Annotated in this window: 11 protein-coding genes and 1 tRNA gene; 8 read left to right on the top strand and 4 right to left on the bottom strand. The window is 63.9% G+C overall.

Translation table 11 applies throughout. The features are described from left to right. Positions 1-76: 76 nt before the first annotated feature. Positions 77-802 (bottom strand): lipoyl(octanoyl) transferase LipB, encoded by a 726-nt coding sequence (gene lipB / locus ASILVAE211_RS09510; protein ID WP_227321063.1) that lies wholly within the window; start codon positions 800-802, stop codon positions 77-79. 24 nt (positions 803-826) lie between these two features. On the opposite strand from lipB, the gene ASILVAE211_RS09505 reads away from it, so the two are divergent. The 5 genes from ASILVAE211_RS09505 to ASILVAE211_RS09485 all read left to right on the top strand — a co-directional run bounded on the left by ASILVAE211_RS09505 (position 827) and on the right by ASILVAE211_RS09485 (position 6,194). Beyond that, positions 827-912 (top strand) — tRNA-Leu (locus ASILVAE211_RS09505). A 130-nt stretch (positions 913-1,042) separates the two neighbouring features. Next, positions 1,043-3,313 (top strand): NADP-dependent malic enzyme, encoded by a 2,271-nt coding sequence (locus ASILVAE211_RS09500; RefSeq protein ID WP_227321062.1) that lies wholly within the window; start codon positions 1,043-1,045, stop codon positions 3,311-3,313. 148 nt (positions 3,314-3,461) lie between these two features. Next, positions 3,462-4,337, top strand: a complete 876-nt coding sequence (galU, locus tag ASILVAE211_RS09495; RefSeq protein ID WP_227321061.1) for a UTP--glucose-1-phosphate uridylyltransferase GalU — start codon at positions 3,462-3,464, stop codon at positions 4,335-4,337. Positions 4,338-4,356: 19 nt separating this feature from the next. Next, a complete protein-coding gene (gene pgmG, locus ASILVAE211_RS09490; RefSeq protein WP_227321060.1) occupies positions 4,357-5,766 on the top strand; it encodes a phosphoglucomutase/phosphomannomutase PgmG in 1,410 nt (469 codons plus the stop codon). A 35-nt stretch (positions 5,767-5,801) separates the two neighbouring features. Next, entirely contained in the window at positions 5,802-6,194 is a 393-nt protein-coding gene (locus tag ASILVAE211_RS09485) for a gamma-glutamylcyclotransferase family protein (protein ID WP_227321059.1), read from the top strand. Between the two features lie 41 nt (positions 6,195-6,235). On the opposite strand, the gene ASILVAE211_RS09480 is transcribed toward ASILVAE211_RS09485, so the two are convergent. Then, positions 6,236-7,660, bottom strand: a complete 1,425-nt coding sequence (locus ASILVAE211_RS09480) for an NADP-dependent isocitrate dehydrogenase (RefSeq protein ID WP_319799549.1) — start codon at positions 7,658-7,660, stop codon at positions 6,236-6,238. A gap of 223 nt (positions 7,661-7,883) precedes the next feature. Here ASILVAE211_RS09480 and ASILVAE211_RS09475 point away from each other — a divergent pair, with 223 nt between their 5' ends. From ASILVAE211_RS09475 to ASILVAE211_RS09465, 3 genes are read left to right on the top strand one after another with little or no spacing between them, the layout of a single operon-like run. After that, positions 7,884-9,593, top strand: a complete 1,710-nt coding sequence (locus ASILVAE211_RS09475; protein WP_227321057.1) for a methyltransferase domain-containing protein — start codon at positions 7,884-7,886, stop codon at positions 9,591-9,593. Positions 9,594-9,622: 29 nt separating this feature from the next. After that, positions 9,623-10,483, top strand: coding sequence for an MOSC domain-containing protein (locus ASILVAE211_RS09470; protein WP_227321056.1), 861 nt, complete (start codon positions 9,623-9,625; stop codon positions 10,481-10,483). Continuing rightward, positions 10,480-11,016 (top strand): ankyrin repeat domain-containing protein, encoded by a 537-nt coding sequence (locus ASILVAE211_RS09465; protein ID WP_227321055.1) that lies wholly within the window; start codon positions 10,480-10,482, stop codon positions 11,014-11,016. The genes ASILVAE211_RS09470 and ASILVAE211_RS09465 overlap by 4 nt, the downstream gene beginning before the upstream one ends. Positions 11,017-11,041: 25 nt before the next feature. On the opposite strand, the gene folE is transcribed toward ASILVAE211_RS09465, so the two are convergent. Beyond that, positions 11,042-11,659, bottom strand: a complete 618-nt coding sequence (folE, locus tag ASILVAE211_RS09460; protein ID WP_227321054.1) for a GTP cyclohydrolase I FolE — start codon at positions 11,657-11,659, stop codon at positions 11,042-11,044. 94 nt (positions 11,660-11,753) lie between these two features. Next, positions 11,754-13,256: a glycosyltransferase family 39 protein gene (locus ASILVAE211_RS09455; protein ID WP_227321053.1), complete on the bottom strand. Its 1,503-nt coding sequence runs from the start codon at positions 13,254-13,256 to the stop codon at positions 11,754-11,756. Positions 13,257-13,260: the final 4 nt, after the last annotated feature.

Raw genomic sequence — 13,260 nt, 5'->3', positions numbered from 1 at the left:
CGCCGTAACCTCAGCGCCCGTCTTCTTCCGAAGACGATTAAACTCATGCCCCGCTAAAACAGCCGAGGCCTCTGCGTCAGCCCCTTATCAGCGGACTGCCGAAGACGTCCATCCAACTCGCCGCCAGGGCCGCATCAAGTTCGGCCATGCTGACGATTATCCCGAGCGCATGAAGGCTTGTCACCCCATACTCGCGGATGCCGCAAGGAACAATGCCTTCGAAGTGGTCAAGCTGCGGTTCCAGATTGAGAGAGATGCCGTGCCAGGTCACCCAGCGCGTCACGCGCACGCCGATGGCGCCGATCTTGGCCTCGGTGCCGGCTGCCCGATCCGCGATCCAGATGCCGACCCGGCCGGGCCGCCGCTCACCCTTGATATTGAACCGGTCCAGCGTCCGGATCAGCCATTCCTCCAGCCCCCGCACATAGGCACGCAGGTCGCGGGCGGGAACGCTGCCATGGGCGCGGTCCAGGTCGAGCATGACATAGGCCACCCTCTGACCGGGGCCGTGATAGGTCCATTGGCCGCCGCGCCCGGCGGGGAAAGTGGGGAAGCGATCCGGCGCCTGCAGGTCTTCGGGCTTGGCCGAACTGCCGGCGGTGTAGAGCGGCGGATGTTCCACGAACCAGACCCGCTCCGGCTCTTCTCCGGCGCGAATGGCCCGGACATTGGCCTCCATCCGCGCTAAAGCCGCCGGATAAGGGGTAAGGCCCTCGGCGATCTCCCACAGCACACGCGCATCTGATGCCACTTCTATGCGTGCATCAGATGGCAAATCGTCGATTGCTGCGATCTCAATCATTGGCTATACCCCGGCACCCACGATGCGGTCGTGGCGGAATGGTAGACGCGCAAGCTTGAGGTGCTTGTGGGGGCAACCCCGTGGAAGTTCGAGTCTTCTCGACCGCACCATCTTCTCTCTCTAAAATTTAAGGCTTTGATTCCCGGACATTTGTCCGGGAAGTGACGTTGCATCGGCTCTCTCATCTTGGTCTTATAGCGCCCCAAGGCTGGCGCTACGACGGCGCATAAGGGGGAAGCAATGGACGACAATCTCCGTAAAGCCGCACTCGACTATCACCGCTATCCGCGCCCTGGTAAGCTCGCCATCGAGCCGACCAAGCGCATGGCAACCCAGCGCGATTTGGCGCTCGCCTATTCCCCCGGTGTCGCCGCCGCCTGCCAGGCCATCGTCGCCGAACCGGACGACGCCAAGCTCTATACCGCGCGCGGCAATCTGGTCGGCGTCATCTCCAACGGCACCGCCGTGCTGGGCCTGGGCAATATCGGCGCGCTCGCCTCCAAGCCGGTGATGGAAGGCAAGGCCGTCCTTTTCAAGAAATTCGCCGGCATCGACGTCTTCGACATCGAGGTCGATGCCGCAGACCCCGACCGCTTCTGCGATGTGGTGGCCGCACTGGAGCCGACCTTCGGCGCCATCAATCTCGAAGACATCAAGGCGCCGGAATGCTTCAAGATCGAAGCCGATCTCCGCGCGCGGATGAATATCCCGGTTTTCCACGACGATCAGCACGGCACCGCCATCACGGTCGCCGCCGCCGTCACCAACGGCCTCGTGCTGCAGGGCAAGACGCTGGCCGAGATCAAGGTTGTGACCTCGGGCGCCGGCGCCGCCGCGCTGGCCTGCGTCGATCTGCTCGTCACCATGGGGCTGAAGGTCGAGAATGTCTTCCTGACCGATATCGAAGGCGTGGTGCATCGCGGCCGCAATAATATGGGTCCGAACCTCGCCCGCTACGCCAAAGATACCGAGGCCCGCACCCTGGAAGATGTGCTGGACGGGGCGGACCTGTTCCTCGGCCTCTCCGCGCCGCGCGTCCTCAAGCGCGAATGGCTGGCGAAATTCGCGCCCCGCCCGGTGATCATGGCGCTTGCCAATCCAGAGCCGGAAATCCTGCCCGAAATCGTGGCCGAAGTGCGGCCGGACGCCATTATCGGCACGGGCCGCAGCGACTACCCCAATCAGGTCAATAACGTCCTCTGCTTTCCCTTCATCTTTCGCGGCGCGCTCGACTGCGGTGCCACGACGATCAACGAGGAGATGAAGCAGGCGGCGGTTGAAGCCTTGGCCGGCCTTGCCCGCATCGAGGCGAGCGAAACGGTGGTCGCCGCCTATGGCGGGGCCGCACCGATCTTCGGGCCTGACTATATCATCCCCAAGCCCTTCGACCCGCGCCTGATCCTGGAAATCGCCCCGGCCGTCGCCCGTGCCGCCCATGCCAGCGGCGTGGCACGCTTTCCGATTGACGATTTCGCCCAGTACAAGCGCGAGCTGGAGCGCTTCACCTATCGCTCCGGCCAGCTCATGCGGCCGGTCTTCGCGGCCGCCCAGCAGAACCTGCGCAGCATCGTCTATGGCGCGGGCGAGGACGAGCGCGTGCTGCGCGCCGTGCAGACGGTGGTCGATGACGGCATCGCCCGCCCGATCCTGCTCGGCTCCCGAGAGGGGATCGAGCGCAAGGTGCGCGAGATGGGCCTCCGCCTCGATCTCAACAGCGCCGTGACCATCTATGACCCGGCGGTCGATACCGACGTCTTCGCACCGCTTCTGGCCAAATACAAAACCCTTGCCGGACGTCGCGGCGTGCGGCCGGATGCGGCGGAAATTCTGGTCCGCAGCCATTCCACCATCTGCGCCTCGCTGATGGTCTCCGAGGGCGTGGCCGACGGCGCCATCTGCGGCGGCTACGGCGATTGGTGGCGGCATCTGCAATACGCCCTTCCCATCATTCCCCGCCGGTCCGGGGCGTCGCGTATCTACGCCATGACGGCGGTCATCCTGCAGGAAGGCGCGCTCTTCTTCGCCGACACGCATATGAACCTCGACCCGACGGACGAGCAGATCGCCGAGATGACGGAACTGGCGGCCGAAGCCGTCGCATCCTTCGGGCTGACGCCAAAGGTCGCCTTGCTGTCGCATTCCTCCTTCGGATCGAGCAATTCGGAATCCGCCCGCAAGATGCGCCGCGCTCTGGGGCTGATCCGCGAGCGTCTGCCGGATCTGGAAGTCGATGGCGAAATGCAGGCCGATGCCGCTTTGGCGGAAGCAACGCGCGCCCGCGCGATCAATGACAGCACGCTGACTGGCACAGCCAATCTTCTGGTCTTCCCGACGCTGGACGCGGCCAATATTGCCTTCAACCTGATCAAGGCCTCGGGCGACGGGCTTCAGGTCGGTCCGTTGCTGCTCGGCATGGCCAAACCCATCCATATTCTGGTGCCGACGGCCACCGCGCGCGCTATCATCAATATCAGCGCTGTGGCCGCCGCCGACGCAAATTCACGAAGATAACCTTGGGTTTTTCCTGGCACACCCTAGATTAGCTGCGAGCGCCGCGTGTTCGGGAAAAACCTAATCCTTTTGGACCGACTAACAGTTGCTTTCTAATTTGCTATCGCGTCCTACTTCGATCCTAAACTCTGTTGCTTAGGAGTAACTGATGTCCGCCAAACCGTTGAAAAAAGCGGTGCTTCCCGTGGCTGGTCTTGGCACGCGCTTTTTGCCTGCGACCAAGTCCATGCCGAAGGAAATGCTAACCGTTGTCGATCGCCCGCTCATTCAATATGCGGTCGACGAAGCCCGCGCGGCCGGCATCGAACAGTTCTGCATGGTCTCGGGCCGTGGCAAGACGGCACTCATTGATCATTTCGACGTCTCCTACGAATTGGAAGCGACGCTGCGCGAACGCGGCAAGCTGGAAGCGCTGGAGCAGCTGCACCGTGACCGCCTGCAGCCGGGCTCGATCAGCACCGTGCGCCAGCAGGAGCCGATGGGTCTCGGCCACGCCATCTGGTGCGCCCGCACCTTCATCGGCGACGACCCTTTCGCGATCCTGCTGCCGGACGATCTCGTTCTGTCCGACACCCCCTGCATGACGCAGCTGGCCCAGGCCTATAAGGAAACCGAAGGCAGCGTCGTCGCCGTGGTGGAAGTGCCGCGCGACCAGACCAACCGCTACGGCATCCTCAAAACCGGCCATGACGACGGCAAGCTGGTCGAGGTCACGGGCCTCGTCGAAAAGCCGAAGCCCGAAGTGGCTCCCTCCAACCTCTCCATCATCGGCCGCTATGTCCTGATGCCGGAAGTGATCGGCCATCTGTCCAAGATGGAACGCGGCGCCGGCAATGAAGTGCAGCTCACCGATGCCATGGCCAAGATGATCGGTCATTCGCCCTTCCACGGCCTGCGCTTCGAGGGCGAGCGTTTCGACTGCGGTGACAAGGTCGGCTTCCTGGAAGCGCAGATTGCCTTCAGCCTCTCGCGTCCTGATCTGGCGCCGGAAGTGCGCGCCTTCCTCAAGAAATACACCGGCTAACAGGCTTTAAGGACGTCCCATGTCATTCACCCATGCCTTCAACGCGACCTCGTTGCGCGAATACGATATTCGCGGCGTCGTCGGTAAGACCCTGACCGAGGCCGATGGTTTCGCCATCGGCCGCACCTTCGGCAGCATGATCGTGCGCAAGGGCGGCTCGACGGTTGCGGTCGGCTATGACGGCCGCACCCACTCGCCGCTGCTGGAAAAGGCTTTGGTCGACGGGCTGAAGGCATCGGGCATCAATGTTCTGCGCGTCGGGCGTGGCCCGACGCCACTGCTCTATTTCGCGGCCTTCACGCGCGGCACCGATGGCGCGGTGATGGTGACGGGCAGCCACAACCCGCCCGAATATAACGGCTTCAAGATGATGATCGGCAAGAAGCCGTTCTTCGGAAAAGACATTCTGGAACTCGGCCGTCTCGCCGCCGCCGGCGACGTGGTGGAGGAGACCCAGGGCCATGACGAGACCGTCGATCTGTCCGACGACTATGTCGCGCGTCTGGTGAAGGATTGGGACGGCGGCGAGCAGAAGCTCAAGGTCGTCTGGGACAATGGCAACGGCGCCGCCGGTGAAGTCCTGCAAAAGCTGGTCAAGCATCTGCCCGGCGAACACACCATCCTGTTCGGCGATATCGACGGCCATTTCCCGAACCACCATCCTGACCCGACTGTGCCGAAGAACCTGGAAGCGCTGATCGCGGCCGTGAAGGGCACCAAGGCCGATCTCGGCATCGCCTTCGACGGTGACGCGGATCGCATCGGCGCCGTCGACGGTAACGGCAATGTCTTCTTCGGTGACCAGATGCTGGTCGTCTTCGCACGTGACGTGCTGAAGGCGCTGCCGGGGGCCACCATCATCTCCGACGTCAAGGCCAGTCAGGTTCTGTTCGACGAGATCGCGGAAGCCGGTGGCAACCCGCTGATGTGGAAGACCGGCCACAGCCTGATCAAGGCGAAAATGGCCGAAACCGGGTCGCCGCTGGCCGCCGAAATGTCGGGCCATGTCTTCTTCGCCGACAAGTGGTACGGCTTCGACGACGCCCTGTATGCCGCCATCCGCCTGCTGGGCATCACCGCCCGCTCGCCGCTCAGCCTCGCGGAAATCCACGACGCCCTGCCGAAGGTCATCAATACGCCGGAACTGCGCTTCGAATGCGATGACGTCCGTAAGTTCGCGGTCATCACCGAAGTGGCGGCGCGGCTGAAGGAAGCGGGCGCCGATGTGTCCGAGACCGATGGCGTGCGCGTGAAGACGGCCGACGGCTGGTGGCTGCTGCGAGCCTCCAACACGCAATCCGTCCTCGTCGCCCGCGCGGAAGCGAAGACGGAAGAGGGGCTTGAGCGTCTGAAGGCTGACCTGGTGACGCAGCTGGAAAGCTCCGGCATCGAAGCCCCGGATTTCGAGCACGCCGCCTCTGGCCACTAAGCCTTCCCCACTACCTTCACAGGACTTTCGGCGCCTTGCTGATCTTCCTCTACGGCTCGCTGCGCGATCCGGTCCTACTGGGCCAGATCGCCGGTGACCCGCGTCTCGGGCGCAGCCTGCGCCCGGCGCGGCTGAGCGGTTATGCGCGCGTGCATATCGGCGGCTGGAGCGCGCGCTACGCATCCGTCGTACGCCAGCCCGGGTCTTTGGTCGAAGGTTTCGTCGCGAGACTGACCGCCCCGGCAAAGCCCAGGCTCATCGCCTATGAGGGGTCATCCTACGAGATGCACCGGGTCCGTGCTTTGATCGACGGACAGCATCGTATGGTCGGGATATGGATGGCCCGCGCCGTGACCCGCCGCGTGTGGTCTGACCCGACCGACCTCAAGCGCATTCGGATGGAGCGCTCCTCCACCCGCCACGCCTGACAAAAAAGGCGGCCCAAGGCCGTTTTTTTCGTGGGTTGCGCTTAGTTCTCGCCCTGCGCCTTGGTATAGCCGTCGCGGCCGTCGAAACGTTGCAGCTTCTCGACATGCATCCAATGATGGCCAGCACCGATTCCGGCCAGCGCCTGGGCGATAGCGGCGTCGGCATTGTCGCGCGGCGCCTCAAGCATGAAGCGGCACCGGAACAGATCGACCAGGAAGGGGCGGCCGGAATGCGCCGGCCAGACCTGGACGCCACGGTTTTCGATCATCTTCAGCGTCAGCCCGCTGCCCGCGACCGCCGTCTGCAAAGAGGCCGCGAGCGCGGGGGGCTCGGCGCCGGTTTCGATGAAGACATCCACGCCCGTCACTTCGCGCGTCTGCGGCGGATGATGCCAGACGCCTTCCGGCCATTGCGGCAGCGTCAGCGGCTGATAGGCGCGCGAAGCGAAGCCGCTGGTGCGGCCCAGATTGGCGATGACTTGATCGGTATAGGCGGTCGTGCCGACGCCGGTGCCCTTGGGCGCGATATCGCCGGTGAGGTTGCGGGCCTCCTCCAAAGTCACCAGCAGCGCCTGCTCCACTTTTTCCGCCGCCGCGAAGTCGCCGATATGGCGCAGCATCATGATGGCCGACAGAAGAAGCGCCGTCGGATTGGCGAGATCCTTACCGGCGATCTGCGGCGCTGAGCCGTGCACCGCCTCGAACATCGCGGCATGGTCGCCGATATTGGAGGAGGGGGCCACGCCCAGGCCGCCCACCAGGCCGGCGGCGAGGTCAGAGATGATGTCGCCGTTCATATTGGTGGAAACCACAACATCGAACTGCTCGGGCGCGATGACCATCTGATGCGCGCAATTGTCGATGATCATGTGCGAGGGTTCGAGGTCCGGGTAGTCCGGCATGATGCGCTCGAAGACACGCTTCATCATGCCTTCGGTGAACTTCATGATATTCGCCTTGGTGGCGCAGGTGAGCTTTTTCCGGCCCTCCGCCTGCGTCAGCGCGGCGGCGAGGCGCAGAATGCGCTCGGAGCCCGGCTCGGTAATGAGTTTCAGGCACTGCGCGGCGCCCGCCGTCTGCATATGCTCGATACCGGTATAGAGGTCTTCGACATTCTCGCGCACGATGACCATGTCGATCCCCCGGCCTGAGAAGGGGGTCTTGATGCCGGGCAGTTCCCGCACCGGCCGGATATTTCCGTAAAGCTCGAAGAATTTGCGCAAGGTCACATTGGCGGATTTCTCGCCGTAACCGACCGGGGTTTCCAGCGGTCCCTTCAGGACGATGCCGTTGCGCGCGATCGAATCCAGTGTCTCCTGCGGCGCTCCCGTGGCGATGCCGCGCTTGAAGACTTCCGCGCCCGCCTCGGCCTCTTCCCAGTCAATCTCAGCACCGGCCGCAGCCAGGATGCGCTGAACCGCCTTCATCACCTCGGGGCCGATGCCGTCCCCGGGAATGGCTGTCACTTTAGTTTTATGAAAACCCGTTGAGTGGGAAGAATATGAGGACTGGGCGCTCATGACGCCTCCTGGCATTGTGACGGTGCTAAAATTTGCGCGCCGCCGGCCGATGCTGCAAATGAGACTACTGGCGAAGCACCTATGCAGGTTTATCATGCACTGCAACATAGGCTGCGCATGACGTGGACGGAAAAGGGTGCGGCTCCCGCTTCGCCCACGGAGGATAGACTTGAGCCTATCGCGCACCTTGACGCCTGCTCCTGACTATCCGGACGTCGGTAACCCAGACCTGCTCGACCGCATTCCACTCGACGCCGATGTAGTGCTGGATGTGGGCTGTCACAAAGGCGCGCTCGGCGCGGCCTACCGCTTGCGCAATCCACGGGCTCGCGTGCTGGGCGTCGATCATATGCCCGAGGCCGTGCGGGTCGCGGCCGGCCGATTGAGCGAAGTCGCTTGTATCGATATCGAAAGCGATCCGTTGCCCTTCGAAGTGCCCGATGGTTACGACTGCATTATCTATGGCGATGTGCTGGAACATCTGCGCGATCCCTGGCGGATCATGCGTGAACACGCAAAGCTTCTCAGCCCGCGCGGCGTCATGCTTATCTGCGTGCCCAATGCGGCGCATTGGAGCGTGCCGCTCCGACTGATCAACGGCACCTTCGATTACGAGGACCAGGGCGTGCTGGACCGCACGCATTTGCGCTGGTTCACCCTCGCCACGATGGAAAAGGCCCTGGCCCAAACCGGGTTGCAGGCCTGCGACGTGACCCCGCGCACCTTCGACCAGAAAGGCGCCGAAACCGCAGCCGACCTGCTGAAGGACGTGCTGCCCGCCATGGGCCTGTCGCGGGAAAATTTCCTCGCGCGCAGCGCACCAATGCAGTTCATCTGGCGGGCGCGCAAGACACCGGCCCAGCCGATCGCCATCCGCTCGACCATGCTGAAGCCCTTCGCGGCCGTCAGCGATATCCGCGTCATCTATCCGATGCGCGCCTTAAAGACCGATCCCTCCGTCTCCGTGCAGGTCGGCGATATCGATACCTTCCCTCAGCCCAGCGAGCGCCAGCCGGCCATCTGCGTGCTGCACCGCCCGCTGCTTGTCGGCGACGAAGGCGTTGCCGTCTTCCGCCATCTGATGCAGCGCGGCTTTCTGGTGGTCACGGAATTCGACGATCTGCCGGATTTCATGCCGCAGCTGCGGGACGAGCGGCTGATGAATTTTCGCGCCGCCCATGCCGTGCAGACCAGCACCCCTGTTCTGGCCGAAGCTTTGCGCCAGCAGAACCCTGAAGTCGCCATCTTCCCGAATGGCATTTCCGAGCTACGGCCGATCGTCAATTTCATGACGCCGGGCAGCGTGACCCTGTTCTTCGGTGCCCTTAACCGCACTGTCGACTGGCAGCCCTATATGCCGGTGCTTAATGCGGCCGCGGCAGCGCTGGGCGCGCAATTGCAGTTTCAGGTCGTCTATGATCAGGCCTTCTTCGATGCGCTGGAAACGCCGCATAAGTCCTTCACGCCGCTCTGTGACCACCGCACCTATATGAGTCTGCTGGCCCAGTCCGAGATCAGCTTCATGCCCCTGCTGGACAGCGCCTTCAATCGCGCCAAGTCGGACCTGAAATATATCGAGGCCGCGTCAGCCCGGGTTGTTCCGCTGGCCAGCCCCACCGTTTATGGGGATTCGATCGAGGACGGCGTGACCGGCCTGATCTTCCGCAGCGAATCCGATCTTTACGAGAAGATCATCCGCCTGGTGACGGCACCCGGCCTTGGCATCACCATCGGCAATGCCGCCCGCCAATCCGTTGCCCAGGCCCGCATGGATGCCTATGGCGTCGCCGACCGTGTCGCCTGGTATCGCAGCCTGCTTGACCGGCGCGAGGAACTGACACGCGCGATCTATGACCGTGTGCCCGAACTGGCGCCCTAAAATCCGCCATCCTGAACAAAGGCCATGACATGACAAGCGGCGCGGTCGTCGCTGACATCTGCATCTACCCGGTGAAGGCCCTGCAAGGTGGATCCGTCCCCCGGGCCTTGGTCGAGCCATGGGGACTGATGCACGATCGGCGCTGGATGGTGGTGACGCCCGACGGCCGCTTTGTGACCCAGCGCGACATCCCGCTCATGGCCCGCATAGGCGCGAAGGCGACCGCAGCCGGGCTGCATCTGAGCAATGGCACAGGCGCCGCACTCGCGATTGCCGTTCCCGATGCGCGGGCCTTGCGCCGGCAGGTGACCGTGTGGCGGGACGAGGTGCCGGCACGCGACGCGGGACAAGCGGCCGCTGATTGGCTGAGCGCCGCCACCGGCATTCCCTGCGGCCTCGTCTATCTGGACGATACGACGGTGCGACCCGTCGATCCGGATTACAGCCGGCCGGAAGACCGCACCGCCTTCAATGACGGTTTTCCCGTGCTGCTCGCCAATACCGCCTCGCTCGACGCCTTGAATGCGGAAATGGCGGAGGGCGTTCCCATGGCGCGCTTCCGGCCGAATATCATCATCAGCGGCACCACGCCTTGGGCGGAGGACCGCTGGCGCCGCATTCGCATCGGCGACGCGGTCTTTCGCATCGTCAAACCCTGCGCGCGCTGCATCGTCACCACCGTCGACCAGGAAACCGGTGAGCGTCCCAACAAAAGCGAACCCCTGAAGACGCTTGGCCGCATCCGGCGCGCGCCCGGCGGTGTCATGTTCGGACAGAACATGATCCCGGACGGCACCGGCGCGATCGCGGTCGGGGATCCCGTCGAAATTCTGGAAATCGGGGAGAGCAATCTTGTCCCCATGCCAGCCACAGGAGCCAAGGACGCATGAGCGATCAGACACCGAAAGGCCCCAGCAGCCTGACGCCCGATCAAGTCGAACAGCTCTATTACGGTGCGGCGCGTGACGGTCAGCTGGAATTGCTGGCCGAATTCCTCCGCCAGGGCGCGGATCCCAACCGGCCCGATGGCCGCGGATTTTCGCCGCTCATCCTCGCCTCCTATAATGGTCAGGCCGAAGCCGTGGAGCTTCTGCTCAAGGCCGGTGCCGTGGTCGATGGGCGGGATGCCAAAGGCGCCACGGCGCTGGCCGGGGTCGCCTTCAAGAACGAGCTGGAGATCGCCCGACGACTTATCGCCGCCGGCGCCGATGTCGATGCGCCCAATGACATGGGCCGCACGCCGCTGATGTTCGCCACCATGTTCGGCCGGCTGGCGATGATGGATCTGCTGTTGGAGGCCGGCGCCGACCCGACACGCGCCGATGCCGAAGGCAAAAGCGCCCTCGACCTCACGGCCGGTCAAAGTGACCCGTCAATTTTCGAGAAGCTTCAGCGCGCCGCAGCCGCTCGCGACGAGGGCTGAGACGCGCTGATATCGTCTGACGCGGTCAGCCTTCGGCGGCCGCGCCGATACCCGGGCGCTGCAGCATGGCCATCAGCTCCCGGCGTGTCGCAGGGTTATCACGGAAGGCGCCGAGCATGCGGCTGGTCACCAGGCTGGTGCCCGGCTTGTGCACGCCGCGCGTCGTCATGCATTGATGGGTCGCTTCGATGACCACGGCGACGCCATGCGGCTGCAGCACCTCGTCCAGCGTATTGGCGATCTGCGACGTCATCTTTTCCTGAATCTGCAGCCGGCGCGCATAGGCATCGACGACACGGGCCAGCTTGCTGATGCCGACGACACGGCTTCTCGGCAGGTAAGCGACATGGGCGCGGCCGATGATCGGCGCCATGTGATGCTCGCAGCAGCTTTCGAAACGGATGTCGCGCAGCAGCACGATCTCGTCATAGCCTTCCGTTTCCGAGAAGGTGCGGTTCAGGACGGCATAGGGGTCGATATCGTAGCCGCCGAAATACTGCTCATAGGCGCGGGTGACGCGGCCCGGCGTGTCCAGCAGGCCTTCGCGGTCGGGATCGTCGCCGGCCCAGCGAAGCAGCACGCGGACAGCTTCTTCAGCTTCGGCGCGGGAGGGCTTGTTCGTCTTGTTTAGCGTCTCTGCCATATCCGTATCCACGTAAGCTGTATTTCTAGCGAGGATTAAGCGCCATTGCCGATATCGGCAACGGGCAACGGGAGGTTTCCGATATCCCGTTGCTTTATTTTACGTCTCCCGGCGGCAAGCCGTGAAATCCGGTGCCAGCCAGAACCGACAGCGTCATGAAAGGATAGCCGGCAAAGCGCAACGTCAGCGGCGGCTGCGTCGTCAACGTGTCAAACAGCGGCGCGAAGCGGGCCGCTATATCCGCCTGATGCGTATCTGGCGTCAGCAGCAGCATGGGGCGGCCCAGAAAGCGATTGGCCGGGGCGACAATGCCGTATTCCCGCGTGTCCTCGGCCAGAACGGTCACGGGAAATTGACCGCCCAATGCATAATCAACCTTCCCGGCGTCGTTCCAGCGGGTCACCGCGATGACGAGGCCAGGGGTCTTCAGCAGCCCCCGCGCGGCCAGCTGCGGGCGGAGGTCGTTCCAATCCACCCCCCCGGCGACATCGGTGCCTTTGCCGAGAATGCCAGGACCAAAGGCGGCTGACAGCCAGTTGAAGCGCATCTGGCTGCCGACCAGCGCCAGGGCGATCAGCACAAAGGCGGCCGTGCCGACGATGACGCGGCGCAGGCGAGGCGCGCCGGCCTGCAAGCGGCGCGCAACCTCGGCGCCCAGCAGCGGAAACAGCATCAGCGTGCCGGGTGCGGACCAATGATACAGGATATGGCGCGACGACCAGAGGGACACCACGGCGAAGAGCAGAACCGGCGTCGCGGCGAAAAGCGCCAGCAGCCAGCTTTTGGGGGCGGCAGGGCCGCGTTGCAGGGCGCGCAGCCAGACCAGGATCAGCGGCACCCAGATCCAGGGCAGCACGAACAGAGCCTCTCCGGCCCAGACGCCGAAGGGCGCGAAGGGCTGGAAGCGCAGCCCGCCGGCGCGGTCCCCCTGAAAGGCGAAGGACGCCCAGTGATGCTGCTGATTCCAGATCACTACAGGCGCGAATAACAGCACCGCAAGCAGGCCGGCGATCCAGGGCTGCGGACGCCTGAGCCAGACGCGGGCCCCGGGCACTGTCGCCAGAAAAAGCGGCAAGCCGATCAGCACCAGCGCGCCGTTGTATTTCGACAGCATGGCCAAACCGGCGCACAGGCCGGCACCAAGCCAACTGCCCCAGCGATGGCGATCCGGGATCAGACCGGTGGCACAGAGCGAAAACCACAGAAAGCCGAGCAGCGCACAATCCAGCGGCCCATCCGGCAGCACCCAGCCGCCCGATGTCAGCGTATAGACGGGCGACAGGTTCATCAGCAGAGCTGCCCAGAACCCCGCTTGTTTATCGTGAAACACTGCGGTGGTGATCTTGGCCATCAGCCAGGTCGAGACCGCGAAAAGCAGGATGAAGGGCAGGCGCACGATGACCGGCGCATCCGAGCCGGTGATCCACATCGCCGCATGGGTCAGCCACCAGGCGACCGGCGGATGATCGAAATAGGAGAGTTCCAGATGATGGCTGACCGCCACCATATAGGTCTCGTCGATGCCGAGGCCCATGAGCGACGCCATCAGGAGGCGCAGCAGGCCGGTGACGATAACCAGCAGAATGAGCGGAGACACGATC

The organism is Acidisoma silvae (genome assembly GCF_020618775.1).
In the GTDB taxonomy this organism is placed as follows: domain Bacteria; phylum Pseudomonadota; class Alphaproteobacteria; order Acetobacterales; family Acetobacteraceae; genus Acidisoma; species Acidisoma silvae.
This window is presented reverse-complemented; position numbering and strand designations above follow the sequence as displayed.